This is a genomic window from Mesorhizobium sp. M0816 (assembly GCF_040320005.1).
In the GTDB taxonomy this organism is placed as follows: domain Bacteria; phylum Pseudomonadota; class Alphaproteobacteria; order Rhizobiales; family Rhizobiaceae; genus Mesorhizobium.
Genome location: NZ_JAMYOT010000003.1, coordinates 169,040 through 188,487, shown reverse-complemented (window position 1 = coordinate 188,487; position 19,448 = coordinate 169,040). Strand labels below are relative to the sequence as shown.

Genomic DNA, 19,448 nt, shown 5'->3' with positions numbered 1-19,448 from the left:
CAAGTCCATGTTGCTCTCCCGATGCTTGCTCAACCCGCTCGATCGCCGGTTGTTCCTGGAAGCAGGCCTAGGCGGTTCCCGCTCGTCGGAACTTCAAAAAGGGGGAACTTTGAAACGGGGGAACTTTGAAATGAGACGCAGGTTAGAATGCTTGAGGCCGATGCTCTGAAAGGACCTCGACGATGACCGACGCAGAACCTCTTGGGCGAAGCCCGGCTCAAGCGCGGGGCGATATCGATGCCGGGCGCGAAGGGGACAAGACCCCGGGCATCGATCCGGCTGCGGCTCCCATGGAAACGGACGCGGAATCCGCCGGCAACGCTCCGCCGAAGAGCCCTGCCGCGCGCCATGAAACGCCGAAGTTTACCAACCAGGCGAGCTATGCCAATGCGATGCGCCCGCTGAAGGATGAGCCCGACGTCCAACCGAGCAGATATGGGCCAGTCCTGGTGATTGCCGCCATCGTCGTGCTGGCCGCGGCGGTTTTCATCGGCGCAGCCATGCTGCGCTGAATACCGCTGCCCCAGGTTCGGTGGCGCGATGGCTGGACATTTTGTTTCCGGTCCGGGACCTTGCTGACGCGCCAAGTTCAGGCGTGATCGAGTCTGCTGCACATTGACCACCAACCATCAATTCTTTGCCCGAGACGCCACCACCGTGGCGCGCGACATGATCGGCGCGATGCTGCTCTTGCACGGCGTCGGCGGCATCATCGTCGAAACCGAAGCCTATCGCCCGGATGATCCGGCTTCGCACGCTTTCGGTGGCAGGACGGTGCGCAACGGCGCAATGTTCGGCGCCCCCGGCAGCGCGTATGTCTATCGCTCCTATGGCCTGCATTGGTGCCTCAATGCCGTGTGCCTGCCCGGCAGTGCCGTGCTTATCCGCGCAATCGAACCGCAATCCGGGCTGGTGGTGATGCGGGCCAATCGCGGCGTTGACGACCCCCGGCTGCTTTGTTCGGGACCGGGTCGCCTTTGCCAGGCGCTGGCAATCGACAAATCCCATGACGGGCTGCCCCTGGACCTGCCGCCATTCGAATTCAGGCCGCCGAGCGAAGCCGGCGCCGTTCTGACAGGCCGCCGGATCGGCATTTCCAAGGCTGTCGATGCCGAGTGGCGGTTCGGACTGCGCGACTCGGATTATCTGAGCCGCAAGTTCTGATGCCCGCGGCAGCGGCAGAGCAGTTGCCCCCCGGCATCACTCGTCGGGTTTACCGAGATGCATGGGTGTCGCCTGCTGGCGGGCTTCCCTGGTCACCTCGTCGGCTCCGGCAGGTGAAATCCCTCGCAATGCCTTCGCAGCTACGGTCAGCCGCCCGCGATCATTGCCGAAGCTCTTGATCAGCTGGCGGACCTGGTCGGCCGTGATGCCGTTCTGTTGGGCAAAATACTCGACCTCACGGTCGTCTTCCGCAGCAACGCGATCGCGGTCGCGGAAGTCTCGCTTGCTCTTATCGTCAGCCATTTTTTCCTCCTGGTGGAGCTTCGCATGAATGGCAACGTGGGCAAGCGGCTTTCGTTGCGGGGACCAGGCGGACTTTTGCGCCGTCGTACCGACTGACCAGGAACCATGAGGCGAGCAGCCGGTTTGGCTTGGATGCAGCAGCCACCAATTCATATCGATGGAGATTACGATGACGCTCTCAAGCAAAACAACGGTAATTGCTGCGGCGCTGGCCATGTTGGCCGCGCCGGCATTCGGCCAGACGAGCCCACCTGCGCCCGCCGCGCCGGCGCCGGATCGTGGCGCCGAACGGTCGCCCGGAATGAGCGGGCAGAGCCAGGATGCCATGCGCGAAATGATGCGCCAGATGATGACTGAGATGCTGGAGGAGAGAATGCAGGAAGATCGCGCGCCCCGGACAGAACGGCGAGGTCGCGACCGCTGGCATCGCGGCTACAGGATGGGCCCGCCTGAGCGAGGTTGGGAGATGGGAGGCCGCGGTGACATTGCACGCGGGATGCATGGCGCGAGGATGCGCATGATGTTCGCCATAGTAGATGCGGACGGCGATGGCGCGGTTTCTCAAAGCGAAGTCCAGGATTTCGTCGGGCGAATATTCAACGCCGTCGATGAGAACGGTGACGGCAGCGTCGACATGCAGGAAATCCGGTCCTTCTTCCACGGAGGAGGCGCCGAGGATCAGGAGTAGGTCTCCTAGCGGTCGGCAATGAGGCCCCTAGCGGAGGTAGCGCTCACGTCAACCGGGGGGCGAAAACCGTCGCTTGCAGATGCATTCCCTGGCTGGCCTTGCCAAGCCGAATGCCGGCGATTCGAGACAGCAGGAATTCAATGGCCATGACAGAGAAAACTCCAACCATCGCCCGTGTCTGGCGCGGCAGAACCTTGCCTGAGAAGGCAGACGCCTATGAGAGCTACAACTATCAAGCCGGCATCAAGCCGCTGATCGAGAAGGCACTGGGCGTGCAGACCTTTCGCGAGGACACGCCGACCCATTCGGAATTCGTGACGATTTCCTATTGGGAAAACGTCGAGGCGATGGCGGCCTTCACCGGCGGCGATCCGACGAAAATCCACCATCTCGAGCGGGACGAAGAGTTCCTGATCGAGCTGCCGTCGCGGGTGCAGGTGTTGCGCATCCGATCGAGTCACGGGCGGCTGGGATAGGGCAGCGCCGCCCGGTTCGGCCCGATCTAAGAAATCGCCGTCAAGTCGATTTCGGTGATGTGCCAGCGGCCGAGATTTGCGGTGTAGAGCTTGTCGCCCTTGAAGGCGATGTTGGTGGGGTGGGCGAGCGTCGTTGCCGCCGGATCCTCGATCACCACCTCGAGCCCGCTATCCTTTCGCCAGCGGTAGATGCGGCTCGGCTCGTAGCAAGAGATGAACAGCGACTCGTCCGGTGCGAAGGCGACGCCATCGGGAACGTTGTTCACGCCCTCCACAACGAGCTGGCGAGACCCTGCCGTGCCGGCGGCAAGGATCGGCACATAGCTGACGCAGGCCGCATGGCTTTCCACTACGCAAAGTCCGTTGCCATCCGGCGCCATCGCCATGCCGTTGGCGAAGGCCATGGCCTCGCGGCACCACAGGCCGCCTTTGCCGGTGTTCAAATCGTAGCGAAAGATGCCGGAGCGGTTGTCTTCACCGAGGCTGTCGGAAACGTAGAGCCAGCCGCGCGCCTCGTCGATCACGGGATAGTTCGGCACGCGGATGCCGGCCGAGGCGAAGCGCGTCATATCAGCCGTCGCGGCATCCCAGCGAAAGATCGCCGCATGTCTGAGATCGCACGCGAAGCAGTTGTCCGCGCTATCGAAGGCGATGCCGAGCAGAAAGCCGTCCGTGCCGCCCATGCGTTCGACCGAGCCGCCATCGGCGGCCAAGCGCAGCAGGTCGCCGGTTTCGGTGCCGCACCAGATCGAGCCGTCGCGATGGATGGCCACGCCTTCCGGATGGGCGACGCGCGGGCTGGTGAAGATGCCATCGAAGAAGACCCTCGCGGCCGACATTTCGAGCAACGGCTTTGCCATGCGCACCCCCTTCAATCCGGTGCAGTATGCGACCGCCGTGCGGCAATACAGCGCTCGACCATCCGCCGGTCGGCGGCGAGGATCTGGGCGATAAGCGCGCGGCGCTCCCTGGCGCTGACGAATTCGAGGCGTCGCAGGCCGAGCGGGTCGATGCGGTTTCGCAGGATGTCGAGCGTCTCGTTCGAGGGTAGCGCAACTTCGCGGCAATCGGCATCGAATGTCAGGGCAAAGCCGGTGGCATCCTGGAGCTGCTGGCGCGTCACGCACGGCATGGTCTCGATGACGGCCAATTGCCGGCTCTCGCCGTCGAGCCGAAACACGCAAAGGTCGGTGAACACCAATGCCGCGCCGGTCCGATAGCCCATCGGCTCGCGTTCGGCCTCAGTCAACAGGCCGCGCGCCGAGCTGGCAATCTCGACCGTCTCGACCAGCGACTGCACGGAATGGCGGGGGACGTAGAGCAGATAATCGCGATGCATGTTGGCGACGTCGGCCATGCCGCCTTGCCCGGGCAGCCGGATAAGGCTGCCGTCACGCTTGCGCAGCGCAATGGTGTTGACGCGCCCACGGCGGTCGACCTGCGCGGCACCGACGATCTCATGCGTCACCGCGCCGGCCTGGTAGTAGGTCGAATAGGTGTCGTCGCCGCCGGCATGCGCCACCGCCGTCTCGCAATCGAGGCTTTCGATCAGCGACAGGATCATCGGGCTCGGTGCTATGTCGAGATGGCCGCAACTCATGGTGGCGATGATCATGTCCGGCGCGTGCGTCGCTTTGGCCAGCCGGTAGGCGACATTGGCGAGCGGCGACACCGCGCCGGCACTGGCAAAGCTCTCATTGTCGAGCTCAGCGGCGATGCGGGCGGCGATGATCTCGTCGATGAACGCCTCCTTGTTGCCGTGCACGAGCCTGGGCATTGCGAGGACTGTTTCAGCGCGGACTTTTGCAGCGTCTTGAACCCGCTCCGGCACGCCTTCCGAAGGCATGCTCAGGCTGTCCGACAAAGGTATTTCCTTGGCCGCGAACGCCCCCGCCAACGCCTGATAATCCGTCACATAGAATGGCAGGCAGGAGGCGGGATAGGCGCCGCCTGGTGCCAGCGCGATCGCCGACACCTGGTTGCGGGTCAAAATGCTCTGCCGACCATCATGCCGCAGCGCTCCGACCGGGACGATCTCCTCGACCGTCACCAGCACCTCGCGCGCCGCGCCGGCCATGGCGAAATCCAGCGCCCGTGGTCCGATGATCTGGACATTGCCGCTCTCGTCGGCACGCTGGGCATGGACGACGAACGTATCGAGCCGCAAGGCCGGGATGATCCCGGTCGTGATTCCCGCGATCGGATCGGGCGCGGCGATCGCACCCGGCACGCGCGCCAGCATGTCCGAACCCTCCGGAAGCTGAAACGGCATCGACGGCAGGTTCTGCTGCCCCGCCCGCAGCGCCTGGATCATGGCCAGCGCCGTCCAGTCGCGGACCGGCACGGCATTGGTCTCGGCAGCCGCGCGGAAGCGCGGCGGCAAGCCAAAAATATCGAGGCTGGAAAAGCAGATATCGACCTCCGCCACGGCATTCGCTTCGAGAAGCAGTTCGAGCGGCAGGCCGCCGGCCCAGCAGACATAGCGAAGATCCTTGACGCCCAAGCGGGCGATGGCCCGCAACAAGGCGATCGGCAGCCGGGCAAAATGATGGCCACCGACACCGAAGACGTCGCCGCCGCCGACCATCGCGGCCAGGCCCTCGACATCGGTGAAGCGCGGCCGGTTTTGCTTGACCAGGGACGTCATTTCGCAGCCTTCGGCCGCGTCGCGCTCTTTTCAGCAAATTCCTTGACGCGCCGCTGGCCGGTCTCGCTGCGGTACAGGCCACCCAGGACATCGCGCTCCATGGCAAGGCCGTCGGCCAGATCGCCCGACACGGCATGCGCGGTCAGCGCTTTCAGCCCTTCGATCGCTGCGGCCGGTTCGGCGGCGAGCATCTCGGCAAGGTCCAGCACCCGCGGCATCAGCCTTTCGGCATTGACGATCTCGTTGACCAGACCGGCGCCGACGAACTCGGAAGCCGGCACGATGGCGCCGGTCATCAGCAGAAAATTGGCGCGGTTGCGGCCGAGCTTCTGGACGCTGCGCTGGGTGCCGCCGCCGCCGGGGACCAGCCCGAGCTTGATCTCGGGCAGGCCGAGCTTCGCGAACTGGTTGGCAATGACGATGTCGCAGCACAGCACCAGCTCCATGCCGCCGCCGAGCGCAAAACCATTGACCGCGGCGATGACCGGCTTGCGGTTCTGCTCGATGGCCGCATACATGCGCGTGCCCGCCGCCTGGAAGGCGTCGAACTCGATAGCTGTCTGGGCGGCGTATTCCTTGATGTCGGCGCCGGCCATGAAGCCGCGCCCCTCGCCGGTCACCACGATCGCGCCGACGCTGTCATCCTGCGACAACGCCTCGAAAACCTCGGTGATCTCGCTCTGCATCAGCCGGTTCATGGCATTGAGCTGATCGGCGCGCCGGAAGGTGACGACCGCGACGCGGCCGGACATTTCCAGAGTGAGTGTCCGGTAAACGCTCATCGTCAGGCAGCGTCCACGGTCATGTCGCCGGACGCCTCCAGCGCGGCGATCTCGTCGCTGTGGAGGCCGAACTCGGCCAGTATCTCGCGGCCATGCTGGCCGACCAGCGGCGCCGGCCGCTCGATGGTTGCCGGCGTCTCGCTCATCTTGACCGCCGGCGCGACCACCCTGACCTTGCCGCCGCGCGGATGATCGTAGCTGGTGATCATGCCCAGGTGCTTGACCTGCGGGTCCTCGGCTGCGCGCCTTATGTCCTTCACCTCGGCACACCAGATGTCGGCTGCCAGCAGCCGCGCCAGCAGGTCCTGCGTGGCAAACTTCCTGGTTTCGGCGTTGACCTTGTCGAACACCTCGTCGCGCCTGTCGAACAGCGTCTTCAGATCGTCGTAGACAGCAAGCTGCGGCGCCTCCAGCACTTCATACAGCGTCTTGAACGGGCTCATGGCGATCGACACATAGCCGCCGTCCTTCGCTTCATAGACACCGAACGGCGCCTGCATGCCGGGGTGGCCGATGCCGGAATTCGGGCGCACGAAATCCTCGCCGAGATTGAGCACGGCGACATATTCCTGATTGAGATGCGCCAGCATGCCGGCGAGCAGATTGACCTCGATCTTCTGGCCCTTGCCGGTCTTCTCGCGATAGTAGAGCGCCGACAGGATGCCGTAGACCATGTTCATGGCGCCGATCTGGTCGGCCAAGCCGGCACCGGCCGGAACAGGAGCCTGATCGCCGCGGCCGGTGTTGGAGATCAGCCCGGACAATCCCTGGATCAGCATGTCCTGACCGGGGCGCTCGACATAGGGGCCTTCCTCGCCATAGCCGGAGCCCGAGCAATAGATGATGGCGGGATTGACCGCCCTGAAATCCTCGTAGCCATAGCCGAGCCTGGCGAGCACGCCGGGGCGGAAATTCTGCACCACCACATCCGCCTTCTTGGCCATGTCCATGATGATGGCATGCACCTTGCGGCTTTTCAGGTTGAGCGCGATGGAGCGCTTGTTGCGGTTCCAGGCGAGGAAATTCGGGCTTTCGGAGCCGCCGACCCATTTGGCGAAAAAGGTCATGCTACGGAACATGTCGCCGGCGCCGGCGCGCTCGATCTTGATGATGTCGGCGCCCATGTCGCCGAGCAGCTGCGTGGCGAACGGCCCTTGCAGCAGATGGCTGAAATCGAGAATGCGGACGCCTTCGAGGGCTTTGTTCATTTCATGTCTCGTTGGTTGTCAAAGCAGGTCGGGTACGTAGCGGGGTGCTGCGGTGAGGCCGCCGTCGACGCGCAGGTCGGTACCGGTGGTGAAGCCGGCGGCGTCGGAGGCCAGATAGACGGCGGCTTCGGCCACCTCGGACGGTTTGCCGATGCGGCCGAGCGGATGCATCTTGACCCAGGCCTTGGCGAGATTGCCGCCGATCTCCTTGACCAATTTGTCGTTCATCGGCGTGTTGATGGTGCCGGGCGAGATCGAGTTGACGCGGATGTTGAGCGGGCCGAACTCGACCGCCATCTGGCGCGTCATCGCCATCACCGCACCCTTGGCGCCGGCATAGGCGGTCCAGCCCTCGAGCCCGATATGACCTTGCGCCGAGGCCATGTTGATGATCGAGCCGGATTTCTGCGCGATCATATGCGGCAGCGCATATTTGCAGCCGCGGAACACGCTGGTCAGGTTGACCGCGATCAGCCGGTGCCACTGCTCGTCGGTCATCTCATGGACCGGCATGCCGCCGATGGCGATGGCGGCATTGTTGACGAGAATGTCGAGATGGCCGGTCTTGCCGACGGCTGCGGCGATAAGAGCGGCGATATCGGCCTCGTCCGCGACGTCGCAATGGATGTAGTCGGCGCGGTGGCCGGCGGCGCGCAGCTCGGCTGCGAATTTTTCACCCTTCTCGTCGGCGATGTCGCCGAGGAAGACGTGCGCGCCTTCCCTTGCCATCGCCTCGCTGATCGCGTGGCCGATGCCGTCGGCGGCGCCGGTGACGATTGCGGTTTTCCCTTTGAGACGATCCATATCAGCCTCCAATGGCGTGCCGGCGCTTTGCTTCGTCGAAGGCGACGGCGGCAATGATGATCATGCCGGTGATGACCAGTTGCCACTCGGTCGGCAGGCCGAGACCGCGCAGCCCGTTGGACAGGAACTGCAGGATCAGCACGCCGAGCGCCATGCCGGTCAGGCTGCCTATGCCGCCGGCAAGGCTCACCCCGCCGAGCACGGTGGCGGCAACGACCTGGAACTCGAAATTCAGCCCGGCCGTATGCTGCGCCGAACCGACGCGGGCTGCCAGGATGATGCCGGCTACCGTCGCCAGCAGCGCGCTGATGATGAAGCAGGTGAACTTGACGCGGCGCACGTCGTAACCCGCCAGCCGTGCCACTTCCGGATTGCCGCCGACGGCATAGATCTGCCGCCCGAACGGCCGGTGCTGCATCACGTAGGCGAAGACGGCGAGCAGGACGATGGCGATGACAGCCGAATAGGGAACGACGTTGAACAGGCGGCCGTCCGACAGCGCGATGAAGCTGTCGAGCGCGGCATCGTCTGGAATAGCACGCTGGCCGGTATAGAGATAAACGCCGCCGCGCATGATGAACATCGTGCCCAGGGTCACGATCAGCGAGTTGATGCCGGCATAGGCCGTCAGATAGCCATTCACGACGCCGATGATCAGCCCGAACAGCAGCGCGCCACTGATGCCGAGCACAAGCGAGTTGGTGTCGTTCATGATGATGATCAGCGGCAGCGCGATCGTCGCCAGCAGCGAGCCGATCGAGATGTCGACCTCGCCTGATATGAAGACGATGGCGCAGCCGATGCCGGCTGTCAGCGCCAGCGAAGCCTGACCGAGCACATTGGTGATGTTGCGCACGGAGAAGAAATTCTCGGCGGTGAAGGAAAAGAACGCGATCACCAGGATGAGGCAGAGGAGCAATGCCAATTCCTGCCGCGCGACGAGCCGCGCCAGCATGGACGGCCCAGCTTTCATGGTGTCGGTGCTTGCCAGGCTCATCGCTTGGTCCCTTTGCGAAGCGTCATCGTCTTAGCCGATCGCCGCATTGAGGATGTTCTCCTGCGTGGCCTCGTCGCGAGGCATGATCGCGGTGAGGCGGCCTTCGCACATCACCGCGATGCGGTCGGCAAGCCCCAGCAGCTCGGGCATTTCGGACGTCATCATGACGACCGCCAGGCCCTCGCCGGCGAGCCGGTCGATGAGCGCAAAAATCTCCGACTTGGCGCCGACGTCGATGCCGCGGGTCGGCTCGTCGACGACGATCACCTTCAGGCCTCGCATCAGCCAGCGCGAGATCAGCACCTTCTGCTGATTGCCGCCGGACAGATTCTTGACCTGCTGGAACAGGCTGGGCGTCCGGATGCGGAAACGGTCGACATAGTCCTGCACCGCCTTGCGTTCGCTGACCTTGTCGACGAAGCCCATTCTGGCGAAGGCGCCGAGTGAGGCGAGGCTGGCATTCTGGTAGACCGGCAACTCGCCCATCAGCCCCTCGCTCTTGCGGTCCTCGGTGAGCAGGCCGATGCCGAGCCGGACGCCGGTGTGCGTTTCGTGCGGCAGCAGCCGGCTGCCATCGACCGAAATGGCGCCGGAAGTGATCGGGTCGAAGCCGACGATGGCCTTGGCGAGCTCGGTCCGGCCGGCCCCCATCAGGCCGAAGAAGCCGAGGACCTCGCCGGCATGCGCCTCGAACGACACATCCTTCAGCTTCTTGGCGGTGCTGAGCCCTTCAACGGAAAGCGCGACCTTGCTGCCCGGCGCGCCGCGCTTGCGAGGGAACAGGTTTTCGATGCGCCGGCCGATCATGTCCTGGATCAGCGTGTCGTTGGTGTGCTCGCCGATCGGCCTGGTCGAGACGTGGCGGCCATCGCGCAGCACGGTCACGGTGTCGGCGATCTCGAAGACCTCGTCGAGCTTGTGGCTGACATAGAGCACCGCGATGCCGAGCGCGGCCAGCCGGCGGATGACGGTGAACAGCAGCGAGACCTCGTTCGGCGTCAGCGAGGAGGTCGGCTCGTCCATCACCACGACGCGGGCCTCATGGGCGAGTGCGCGGGCGATCTCGACCATCTGCTGCTGGCTGACCGGCAGCGATCCCGTGCGCGCCGCCGGGTCGACATTGAAGCCGATACGCTTGAACAGAGCGGCCGCATCGGCACGGATCTTCTTCCAGTCGATCGAGCCGCCTTTGCCGGTCGGATAGCCTTCGAGGAAGATGTTTTCGGCGACGCTGAATTCAGCGATCAGCGCGATCTCCTGGAACACCACCTTGATGCCCTCTTTCAGGCTATCGCGCGGCGACTTGATGTCGGCCTCGCGGCCGCGCAGGCGGATGGTGCCGGCATCCTTGCCGTAGACCCCGGCCATGATCTTGATCAGCGTCGACTTGCCGGCGCCGTTCTCGCCCATCAGGGCATGGATTTTGCCGGGTTCCAAGGTCAGATCGACATTGTCCAGCGCCACCACGCCGGGAAAACGCTTGCCGATGCCGCGCATCTCCAGCGCCGGCACGCTTTTGTCGACGGCCGCGGTTTTGCCGGGGTGAAGGAAATCAACCGACATTGGCTCTGTTCCGGACGATGTCGAGATAGGTCGCCAGGATGATGACGATGCCAGGCACCACCATCTGCAGGTCCTGGTTCCAGCCGAGGATGATGATGCCGTTGTCGATGACCTTCAGCACCAGCACGCCCAGCAACGTGCCGAGCAGCGAACCGCGGCCGCCAAGCAGGCTGGTGCCGCCGAGGATGACGGCGGCAATCACCGTCAGCTCGAAGCCGCGGCCGGCGGTCGGCTGGCCGGCATTCATCAGCGACGACAGGATCATGCCGGCGATGCCGACGCACAGGCCGGTGACGACGAAGGCGAACAGTTTCAGCCGTTGCGAGCGCACGCCGGAGAGACGAACCGCGCGCTCGTTGGCGCCGACAGCGTAGAGATAACGGCCGAGCGTGGTGAAGCGCAGCGTTGCCGCGGCCAGCGCGAAAATCAGCGCGGCAATGACTACGGGCAGCGGGATCGCGCCGAGATAGCCGGCGCCGAGATCGGTGAAGCCGGCAAGCCGGTGGTGGTTCTGCACCGCCTCGCGGGTGAACAGATAAACGCCGCCCTGCAGCATCATCATGGTGCCGATGGTGGCGATCAGCGAGTTCACTTTGAGCCTGGTGACGACCAGCCCGTTGAACAGGCCGACGGCACCGGCAAAGGCGAGCGCCGCCAGCAGCCCGAGCGTCAGGCTGTGCGTTGAATTCAGCACGGCCATGCCGATGCAGCCGACAAAAGCCAGCGATGCACCGACCGACAGGTCGACTTCCGCGGTGATGATCAGCATCGTCATGCCGGAGGCGACGATCAGCACCAGCGCGCATTGGCGCAGGATGGCGATGATGTTGGCCTCGGAATAGAATTGCGGCGCGGCAATCGAAATGGCGATGCAGAGCACGGCCAGGATCACGCCGAGCACCAGCTGGCTGCTGCCCAGCAGCTGGCCGCCGATGAAACGCCTTGGCGCGGAGGATTGCGTAAGCTCGCTCATGTCCATTTCATTTCCGGGCCCGTATCGGTGCCGTCGCCGTCTGGAACTGCCGGCCAAAACAGGACGGTTGCCCTGTTTTGCCGTCGGCATATCCGATCCGCCACCCTTCCCGCCGTGCGGGAAGGGCTACCCGGAATCCTTACTTCTTCAGATCGGCGGAAGTTTTCATGCATTTTTCCGGTGGCTGAAGCGCATTGACGGCATCCCATTTGATTTTGCGTGTGGTGCCATCGTAGTCGTAGAACTTCTTCCAGTCGTCACCGTTCATCGGCGCGGTGGGGCTGACGATGTGTTCCGGCACCTCTTCGCCGTTGAAGAGCTTAACCGCTGCATCGATGGCGGTGTAGCCTTCCTTTTCCGGGAACATCGCGGCTTCGATGCGATAGGACGGCTCGTTCTGCATTGCATTGATGAAGGCGAGGCCTTCGCCGCCGGTGCCGACCGTCAACAGGCCGTCCTGCGACTTGCCGGCCGCTTTCCAGGCCTGAAGGCCGCCGAGCGAGGAGGAATCGTTGATGCCGTAGATGATGTTGATGTCGGCGTTCTTGGCAAGTGCCGCCGAAGAGACCTCGAGCGCGCGATCGGGATTGCCGCCACCGTCGAGGTCGTGGACCATGACCGCGTCGGGGATGATGGTCTTCAGGCCATCCATGAAACCCTGCGACCGCAGCACCGTGGCGGACAGCAGCGGCAAGCCGACATTCATCACCTTGGCTTTGCCTTCGAGCTTTTCCTTGGCGTATTTGCCGGCTTCGACGCCGGCGGTGTAGCCGGTGTCGTAGTCGCAGATCGCGACCATTGTGGTCATGCCCTTGACCGGATTGCCTTCGAGCACGACTGGAACGTTGTTGGATTTCGCCTGGCGCAGCAGCGGCACGACGCCTTCCTCGTTGACGGGCGTGATGATCAGGACGTCGACGCCCTTGGCCATGAAATCTTCGGCGGCGGAGACCTCCTTGGCAACGTCCAGATTGGCGTCCTGCACCTCGAGCTCGATACCAAGTTCCTTGGCGCGGGACTGCATGCCCTTGATGACGTTCTGATACCACTCATGCGTGGCGTAGTTGGTGACGTAGCCGATGCGCTTCGGCATGTTTTCGGCGTGTGCCGCGGCGGCGCTCAGAGCAAGCACCGCCGCCGAGGCAAACAGCATCGATTTGGACCAGTTCATGTTTCTTCTCCCTGTATTTCTTGTCAGTTGCTGAACGGATAGTCCCGCCGTTCCGGGTCGGCACGTGAAGAGGCGGCAGCTTCGCCCGCGCCCAGCGCCGCCGATATCGTCTCGGCCGCCGCCTTCGTCCGCTCGAAGACGGTGCTGCGATCGAAGCGGGCGGCCTTTTGCGGCAGGAAGGGGACGGTGAGCGCGGCAATGACGGCGCCGGTATGGTCGCGCACCGGCATCGAGATGTTGGTGCAGCCCTCGACAGCCAGCGAGGCGCGCATTTCATAGCCGAGCCTTGCGACCTCGTTCAGCCGCGCTTCGATTTCCGTCCGGCTGCCTTGGCCTTCGCCTGCGGCGACGATCCGTTCGACGATGCGGTCGCGCTCGGCGCGGCTCGAATGCGCCAGCAGCACCGCGCCGGAGCTCGTTTCGAGTATCGGGAAATGCGAGCCAAGGGCAACCGAATAACGCATCGGCAAAGGCGAATCGATCTGCAGCACGACCAGTGCGCTCTCGCCTTCGCGCACGACGAGATGGCAGCTCTGGTCGGCATTGGCGGCCAGGCCGCGCATCACCGGCAGCGCACATTCGACCAGGCGGTTTACCGGCGGATGCATATGCGCCAGCTCGAACAGCTTCAGCGACAGGCGGAAGCGGTCCGATTGCGTCCGGAAAATGTAGCCGCGCTTCTCCAGCAACAGCAGGATGCGGTAGATCTCGTGAATGGAGCGCCCCATTCCGGTGGCGATCTCGGTTTGGGTCAGCGGCTCGCCGCTGGCAGCCATGAATTCCAGTATGTCGAGCGCCTTCTCCACCGCCGGCACCCGATAGCCGTTGCGGCCGCTTTCGCCTTCGTCGACGATCTGGGCAATATCGGCGGCCATTACGCGACGCTCCGTTGCGGCTGGCCATGCCTGGTCTCGCGATAGAGCCGGTTCAGCCGATCCGCGAGCTCGGCCGCCTGCAATTCGCCGGCGATCGCCGCCGCGGCATGAGGGGCGCATTGGCGGAAGAAGCTGATGAAGCCCGGATGGGTCGGGCGCAGATAGGAGGCTTCGATCGTCGCCAGAGTCGAGGCGAAGAAGCCGCCCGAGAGCGCGTTGACCTCGGTATCCTGCCACGCCGCCAGCGACCCCGGCTGTCCGCCGGATTTCACATAGTCGCCGCGCTGATAGCCGGGCGAGCACAGAAATAGCGCATAATCGATGGCTGCCTGCTTGTGTTTCGATTGGGCGCTGACGCCGATGCCGGCGCCGCCGAGCAAGGCGCCGGCGGATCGCGGCGTCGGCACGTCGGCGAAGCGCAGATACGGCCTGTCTGCCTTAGAGGCGTAGTTCACATAGCCGAAGGCGAACGGCACGTAGACCACGTCGTCATGCGCGATCATCTGATCGTAGCAACGGATCGGGTTCCATTTCGGCGAGTTCGGGTGCGACAGCGCCGCAAGCTGGCGCAACTGCCCGACGGCCTGCTCGATTTTTTCCCCGGCGATGAACTCGTCGCCGTCTTCCCGGGGCTCACCCAGCGTCAAAAGCAGGCACATGGCGTCAGTCGGCACCAACGGCAGCCCAAGCCATTTGCCGTCCTTCAAGGCGCGCCGGCCGAGCTCCAGCACCTCGTCATGGCTGCGCGGCAGCGGCCCGTAGCGCTCCAGCAGATCGGGGCGATATGAGGCAACCTGACAGGCAGCATCGATCGGCAACGCCCATTGGCGCCCGTCCCTTGCGTAGGATTGCCAGGACGCGCCGACCGAATCCCGTTCGAAGCCGCGGCGCTGCTCGGCCGACAAATCGAACGGCACCATCAGCCCGCCTTCGGCAATATCGCCGATGAACGGATGGTCGAACACGACAAGATCATAGGCGCCGAGCACCGGACCAAGCGCGCCCTCGCCGAACTCGTAGAGGCTGCGGCGGTCCCATTCGATCTCAAGACCGGGATTGGCGGCACAATACGGCCCGATGCTGGCGTCGAGCGGACCCCAGCAGCGTCGGTGATCCCACGCGAGGCCGCGCAGTCTTGTCATGCCGAAATTCCTCCCAGAGGCGGCCATGCGCCGGCCCAGCCGATTAGTAGCAACTATTTTCACCTAGACAAGTAGTTTTTACATACGCAAAGCCAGTCCTCGCTTCTGTTTGGCGAGAAAGCCGCCCAACCATCCTTGGTGCGCATCGCGTTGCCGCCGGCCTGCAACCAAAGGCTGCGATGGATCTGGCTTTTTGGGAACTTTCGCGACGAACATTCGTTCGGTTGGCGCAGCCATCTGGAGCAGCATCACTGGGCAGCGTCACTGGATTCAGCGCCGAGTCGCGGGGAGCGGACTAAATGGACAACGGTGGGCGCGGCCATGAACCGGTTTACCGCCTTGGCATTCGCCACGTTTCTGGCGATAACTTCGATCTGGGTCCTGTCGCTGGTTTCTTAAGATTTGGCTCTGGTTGCTTGGGATTTGCCGCTGGTTTTTAGGATTTGGAGGGGTTCTCGACAGGTCGACCGCTTAACGATGACGTCCGCCGCATGTGGTTCTGCCAGCCGGAGCCGCGTGCGTGAAGAAACTGTCGCCAGGAGCACACCGGCGCGCACATTCGGGGTTGGCAGCCACGCTGCCTGCAACGTTCCAATCGGTTTTCAGGAAACGGCGAGATCTCATGCTGCTGAGGGTGATCGTTCGAAACTGTGCCGCCATCCGTCTTGGCTGCCTCGGCGCGACGATTTTGCTGGTCGGGCTGCTTGCCGGCTGCCAGGGCGGCGTGCTCGATCCGCAAGGGCCGGTGGGGGCGGCGCAGCGGACGATCCTGCTCAATTCGGTCGCCATCATGCTGGCCATCGTCATCCCGACGATCGTGGCGACGCTCGGCTTTGCCTGGTGGTTCCGGGAAACCAACACAAGAGCGCGGTACCTGCCGGAATGGGCCTATTCCGGACGCATCGAACTGGTGGTCTGGTCGATCCCCATCCTCGTCATCCTGTTTCTGAGCGGCATCATCTGGATCGGGTCGCATGACCTCGATCCAATGAAGCCGCTGGATTCGCAGCAAAAGCCGCTTGAGGTGCAGGTCGTCTCGCTCGACTGGAAATGGCTGTTCATCTACCCCGAGCAGAATGTGGCGAGCATCAACCAGCTCGTGGTGCCGGCGGGCAGGCCGGTGCATTTCTCGCTTACCTCGGCAAGCGTCATGAACGCGTTCTTCGTGCCTCAGCTTGGCGGCATGATCTATACGATGAATGGCATGACGACGCAGCTTCACCTGCAGGCGGATCAGCCCGGCGAATTCTATGGGCGGTCGGCCCATTTCAGCGGTGACGGTTTTCCAGGCATGCAATTCGTGCTGCATGCCGTCGCAGCGGATGCCTTCGACGCGTTTGTCAATTCGGCGCGAAGCCAGGGACAGGCACTCGACAAGGCCAGCTACCAGGAACTGGCCAGACAGAGCATCGACGTGCCGCCTTCGACCTATCGCTCGGTCGAGCCGGACCTTTTCCATGAAATCGCGACGCAGGGCGTTCCGCCCGCGCCCGGTCCCCAGGCCGGTCGCCCCGAGCCGAGCGTATCGCCCGCGACAGGAGGCTGACAATGCTCGGAAAATTGAGCTGGGACGTCATTCCGTTCGATCAGCCTCTGCCGATGATCGCCTCGGCGGTCGTCGCCCTGGCAATTCTCGGCGTGCTGGCCTGGGTCTTCCTGGCCGGCCATTTCCCCTATCTGTGGCGCGAATGGATCACCAGCGTCGATCACAAGCGGATCGGCGTGATGTACACGCTGCTGGCGCTGCTGATGCTGCTGCGCGGCTTCAGCGACGCCGTCATGATGCGGTCCCAGCAAGCCCTCGCCTTCCAGGCGCCCGGCTATCTGCCGCCCGATCACTTCAACCAGGTCTTTTCCGCCCACGGCACCATCATGATCTTTTTCGGGGCGATGCCGTTCGTCATCGGACTGATGAACCTGGTCGTGCCGCTGCAGCTCGGCGTCCGCGACGTTGCCTTTCCGACGCTCAACTCGGTGAGCTTCTGGCTCACCGCCACCGGTGCGCTGTTGGTCAACATCTCGCTGGTGATCGGAGAATTCGCCCGTACCGGATGGCTGCCCTACCCGCCGCTCAGCGAGACCGCCTACTCACCGGGCGTCGGCGTCGACTATTATCTGTGGGCGGTGCAGATATCGGGCGTCGGAACGCTGCTCACCGGGATCAATTTCGTCACCACGATCCTGAAGATGCGGGCGCCCGGCATGAGCTACCTGCGCATGTCGATGTTCTGCTGGACCTCACTCGCCGCCAGCCTGCTCATCGTCGCCGCCTTCCCGATTCTCACCGCCACGCTCGCGATGCTGACGCTCGACCGCTATTTCGGCTTTCATTTCTTCACCAATGAAGCCGGCGGCAACATGCTGATGTTCGTGAACCTGATCTGGGCCTGGGGCCATCCCGAGGTCTATATCCTCGTCCTGCCGGCGTTCGGCATCTTCTCGGAGGTCATCTCTACCTTCTCCAGCAAGCCGCTGTTCGGCTACCGCTCGATGGTGGCCGCGACGCTCTTCATCTGCATCGTCTCCTTCATGGTGTGGCTGCACCACTTCTTCACCATGGGCGCCGGGGCCGACGTCAACGCCGCGTTCGGCATCGCCACCAGCATCATTGCTGTCGGTACCGGCGTGAAGATCTACAACTGGATGTTCACCATGTATGGCGGCCGCATCCGCTTCGCGACGCCAATGCTGTGGTCGCTGGGCTTTATGGTGACGTTCGTCATCGGCGGTATGACGGGCGTGTTGCTGGCCGTGCCGCCGGCCGATTTCCTGCTCCACAACAGCCTGTTCCTGGTGGCGCATTTCCACAACGTCATCATCGGCGGTGTGCTGTTCGGCGCCTTCGCGGGATATACCTACTGGTTTCCAAAGGCATTCGGTTTCCGGCTGCACGAGGGCTGGGGCAAGCTGGCCTTCTGGCTGACTCTGATCGGCTTCTACGTCACTTTCGTGCCGCTCTACGCTGTTGGCCTGCTCGGCATGACCCGCCGAATGCAGCATTTCGACGTGTCGGCATGGTATCCCTGGGTGCTGGCTGCCGGCGTCGGCATGTTAATCACTACCGCCGGCGTGGTCGCGCAGATCGTACAGCTCGTCGTCAGCATCCGGCAGCGCGCGGCGCTTCGCGACGCCACCGGAGATCCCTGGGACGGCCGCTCGCTGGAATGGGCCACGCCCTCGCCGCCGCCGGTCTTCAACTTCGCCGCGCTTCCGCATGTCGAGGGTGAAGAGCCCTACTGGAGCATCAAGCAGCGGGCACGCGAGCAAAACCGGCTGCGCGACGAGCCTGACTACGAGCCGATCGAGATGCCGCGCAACAGTCCCACCGGGTTCATCTGCGCCTTCTTTGCGACCGTGATGGGTTTTGCCCTCATCTGGCACATCTGGTGGATGGTGGCGCTCGGCGCGCTCGGTGCTTTGGCCACCTTCGTCGTATTCGCGTGGCGCGACATCCCCGAATACGTGATTCCTGCCGCCGAAGTCGCCCGGATCGACCGCGCCAACCGAAGTGCCCGCCGCGAGGCGCTGGCCACTTACACGGGGCCAAGGCCATGACCGCGATCGACGTTCGAGAGCGTGACCCCTACCGCCTCCATGGCGGGCACGGCCATGCACCCGGCCACGGCGACGGCGGCCCGGCACCGATCCGGATCGTCGTCGGCTACGGCTTCTGGATCTTCCTTCTGAGCGACATCGTGATGTTCTCGGCCTTCTTTGCCGCCTATGCCGTGCTGGCGGGCAAGACGGCGGGCGGGCCGAGCGGGGCCGAGCTATTCGACCTGCGCAACGTTGCGATCGAGACGGCGGCCCTGCTTTTGTCGAGTTTTACCTGCGGTCTCGCCAGCCTCGCCGTGGCAGCGCGGCGAAGCTCCTGGTTCTATGTCGCGATGGCTGTCACCTTCGTGCTCGGCGCCAGCTTCATCCTGCTTGAGTTGCGCGAGTTCGCGCATATGGTTGCCAGCGGTGCCGGACCGACGCGCAGCGCTTTCCTGTCGGCGTTCTTCACGCTGGTTGGATGCCATGGCCTTCACGTCACGGCGGGGCTGCTGTGGCTGCTCACGATGATGGCGCAGATCTTCGCCAAGGGATTCCGCGACGATATTCTTCGGCGTTTCATGTGCTTCAGCCTGTTCTGGCACGCCCTCGACATCATCTGGGTCGCCCTGTTCACGGTGGTCTATCTCCTGGGAGCAAGTCGATGAGCAATGCGGACGATCGCCACGCGCAACGGCGCGACGCCGATGGGCTGGAGCGCTACGACATCGATACGGCGCCGGGTGACGAATACCTCGGCGACACCGAAGTCGGATCCGGGCTACGCGGCTATGTGATCGGCCTCGGGCTGGCAACGCTGTTGACCATCGCCTCGTTCTGGTTGCTCGGAATATGGGCACCCGGCATTCCGGTGGCGCTGGTCGTGCTGGCGATCGCCCAGATGGGCGTGCATCTCGTCTTCTTCCTGCACATCACGACGGGGCCGGACAACACCAACAACGCCCTGGCGCTTGCCTTCGGCGTGCTGATCGTAGTTCTGGTGATTGGCGGCTCGATCTGGATCATGGCCAACCTCGACCACAATTTGATGCCGATGAACGCGATCATGAACATGAACCGCTGATGTATGTCGCGCAAAAGTGTGCAGCGGTTTTGTGATA

At 63.7% G+C, this 19,448-nt stretch carries 20 protein-coding genes; 8 read left to right on the top strand and 12 right to left on the bottom strand.

Translation table 11 applies throughout. The features are described 5' to 3' along the window. Positions 1–182 precede the first annotated feature (182 nt). Both NKI17_RS05255 and NKI17_RS05250 read left to right on the top strand, forming a co-directional pair. Complete coding sequence (locus tag NKI17_RS05255) at positions 183–512, top strand: hypothetical protein (RefSeq protein ID WP_023677029.1); 330 nt, start codon at positions 183–185, stop codon at positions 510–512. 103 nt (positions 513–615) lie between these two features. Further along, a complete protein-coding gene (locus NKI17_RS05250) occupies positions 616–1,164 on the top strand; it encodes a DNA-3-methyladenine glycosylase (RefSeq protein ID WP_023677030.1) in 549 nt (182 codons plus the stop codon). 36 nt (positions 1,165–1,200) lie between these two features. Here the strand turns inward: NKI17_RS05250 and NKI17_RS05245 are convergent, their stop codons facing one another. Beyond that, the gene (locus tag NKI17_RS05245) at positions 1,201–1,467 is read right to left on the bottom strand and encodes a DUF3606 domain-containing protein (protein WP_352468265.1); all 267 of its coding nucleotides are present in this window, start codon (positions 1,465–1,467) and stop codon (positions 1,201–1,203) included. 169 nt (positions 1,468–1,636) lie between these two features. Here NKI17_RS05245 and NKI17_RS05240 point away from each other — a divergent pair, with 169 nt between their 5' ends. Together NKI17_RS05240 and NKI17_RS05235 are read left to right on the top strand one after the other, a co-directional pair. Then, on the top strand, positions 1,637–2,155 hold the full coding sequence (locus tag NKI17_RS05240; protein ID WP_352905493.1) for an EF-hand domain-containing protein: 519 nt from the start codon (positions 1,637–1,639) through the stop codon (positions 2,153–2,155). 146 nt (positions 2,156–2,301) lie between these two features. Further along, a complete protein-coding gene (locus tag NKI17_RS05235; protein ID WP_352468263.1) occupies positions 2,302–2,631 on the top strand; it encodes an antibiotic biosynthesis monooxygenase family protein in 330 nt (109 codons plus the stop codon). Between the two features lie 26 nt (positions 2,632–2,657). Here NKI17_RS05235 and NKI17_RS05230 read toward each other — a convergent pair whose 3' ends face one another. The 11 genes from NKI17_RS05230 to NKI17_RS05180 form a co-directional block, all read right to left on the bottom strand. Next, positions 2,658–3,491, bottom strand: coding sequence for an SMP-30/gluconolactonase/LRE family protein (locus NKI17_RS05230; RefSeq protein WP_352905492.1), 834 nt, complete (start codon positions 3,489–3,491; stop codon positions 2,658–2,660). An 11-nt stretch (positions 3,492–3,502) separates the two neighbouring features. Beyond that, the gene (locus NKI17_RS05225) at positions 3,503–5,278 is read right to left on the bottom strand and encodes a CoA-transferase (RefSeq protein WP_352905491.1); all 1,776 of its coding nucleotides are present in this window, start codon (positions 5,276–5,278) and stop codon (positions 3,503–3,505) included. Next, positions 5,275–6,060, bottom strand: a complete 786-nt coding sequence (locus NKI17_RS05220) for an enoyl-CoA hydratase/isomerase family protein (protein WP_352468260.1) — start codon at positions 6,058–6,060, stop codon at positions 5,275–5,277. Before NKI17_RS05220 ends, NKI17_RS05225 begins: the two co-directional genes overlap by 4 nt. 2 nt (positions 6,061–6,062) lie before the next feature. Further along, positions 6,063–7,268, bottom strand: a complete 1,206-nt coding sequence (locus NKI17_RS05215; protein WP_352571834.1) for a CaiB/BaiF CoA transferase family protein — start codon at positions 7,266–7,268, stop codon at positions 6,063–6,065. 18 nt (positions 7,269–7,286) lie between these two features. Continuing rightward, positions 7,287–8,072, bottom strand: coding sequence for an SDR family NAD(P)-dependent oxidoreductase (locus tag NKI17_RS05210; protein ID WP_352620545.1), 786 nt, complete (start codon positions 8,070–8,072; stop codon positions 7,287–7,289). Between the two features lies 1 nt (position 8,073). Next, complete coding sequence (locus NKI17_RS05205; protein ID WP_352571836.1) at positions 8,074–9,069, bottom strand: ABC transporter permease; 996 nt, start codon at positions 9,067–9,069, stop codon at positions 8,074–8,076. A gap of 30 nt (positions 9,070–9,099) precedes the next feature. After that, complete coding sequence (locus NKI17_RS05200; RefSeq protein ID WP_352571837.1) at positions 9,100–10,632, bottom strand: sugar ABC transporter ATP-binding protein; 1,533 nt, start codon at positions 10,630–10,632, stop codon at positions 9,100–9,102. Then, the gene (locus NKI17_RS05195; RefSeq protein ID WP_352571838.1) at positions 10,622–11,605 is read right to left on the bottom strand and encodes an ABC transporter permease; all 984 of its coding nucleotides are present in this window, start codon (positions 11,603–11,605) and stop codon (positions 10,622–10,624) included. The genes NKI17_RS05200 and NKI17_RS05195 overlap by 11 nt, the downstream gene beginning before the upstream one ends. A 139-nt stretch (positions 11,606–11,744) precedes the next feature. After that, positions 11,745–12,776 (bottom strand): sugar ABC transporter substrate-binding protein, encoded by a 1,032-nt coding sequence (locus NKI17_RS05190; RefSeq protein WP_023677042.1) that lies wholly within the window; start codon positions 12,774–12,776, stop codon positions 11,745–11,747. Between the two features lie 23 nt (positions 12,777–12,799). Next, on the bottom strand, positions 12,800–13,651 hold the full coding sequence (locus NKI17_RS05185) for an IclR family transcriptional regulator (RefSeq protein WP_023677043.1): 852 nt from the start codon (positions 13,649–13,651) through the stop codon (positions 12,800–12,802). Then, positions 13,651–14,793 carry an ABC transporter substrate-binding protein gene (locus tag NKI17_RS05180; RefSeq protein WP_352571839.1) on the bottom strand — a complete coding sequence of 381 codons (1,143 nt, stop codon included), beginning with the start codon at positions 14,791–14,793 and terminating at the stop codon, positions 13,651–13,653. Before NKI17_RS05180 ends, NKI17_RS05185 begins: the two co-directional genes overlap by 1 nt. Before the next feature lie 622 nt (positions 14,794–15,415). Between NKI17_RS05180 and cyoA the strand changes: the two genes are divergently transcribed. The 4 genes from cyoA to cyoD are packed head-to-tail and all read left to right on the top strand — an operon-like array spanning position 15,416 to position 19,411. Continuing rightward, positions 15,416–16,339 (top strand): ubiquinol oxidase subunit II, encoded by a 924-nt coding sequence (cyoA, locus tag NKI17_RS05175; RefSeq protein ID WP_352620540.1) that lies wholly within the window; start codon positions 15,416–15,418, stop codon positions 16,337–16,339. Positions 16,340–16,341: 2 nt separating this feature from the next. Continuing rightward, positions 16,342–18,348, top strand: a complete 2,007-nt coding sequence (cyoB, locus tag NKI17_RS05170) for a cytochrome o ubiquinol oxidase subunit I (RefSeq protein WP_352905490.1) — start codon at positions 16,342–16,344, stop codon at positions 18,346–18,348. Next, a complete protein-coding gene (cyoC, locus tag NKI17_RS05165) occupies positions 18,345–18,995 on the top strand; it encodes a cytochrome o ubiquinol oxidase subunit III (RefSeq protein ID WP_352637323.1) in 651 nt (216 codons plus the stop codon). The genes cyoB and cyoC overlap by 4 nt, the downstream gene beginning before the upstream one ends. Further along, positions 18,992–19,411: a cytochrome o ubiquinol oxidase subunit IV gene (cyoD, locus tag NKI17_RS05160; protein ID WP_352905489.1), complete on the top strand. Its 420-nt coding sequence runs from the start codon at positions 18,992–18,994 to the stop codon at positions 19,409–19,411. Before cyoC ends, cyoD begins: the two co-directional genes overlap by 4 nt. Positions 19,412–19,448 lie beyond the last annotated feature (37 nt).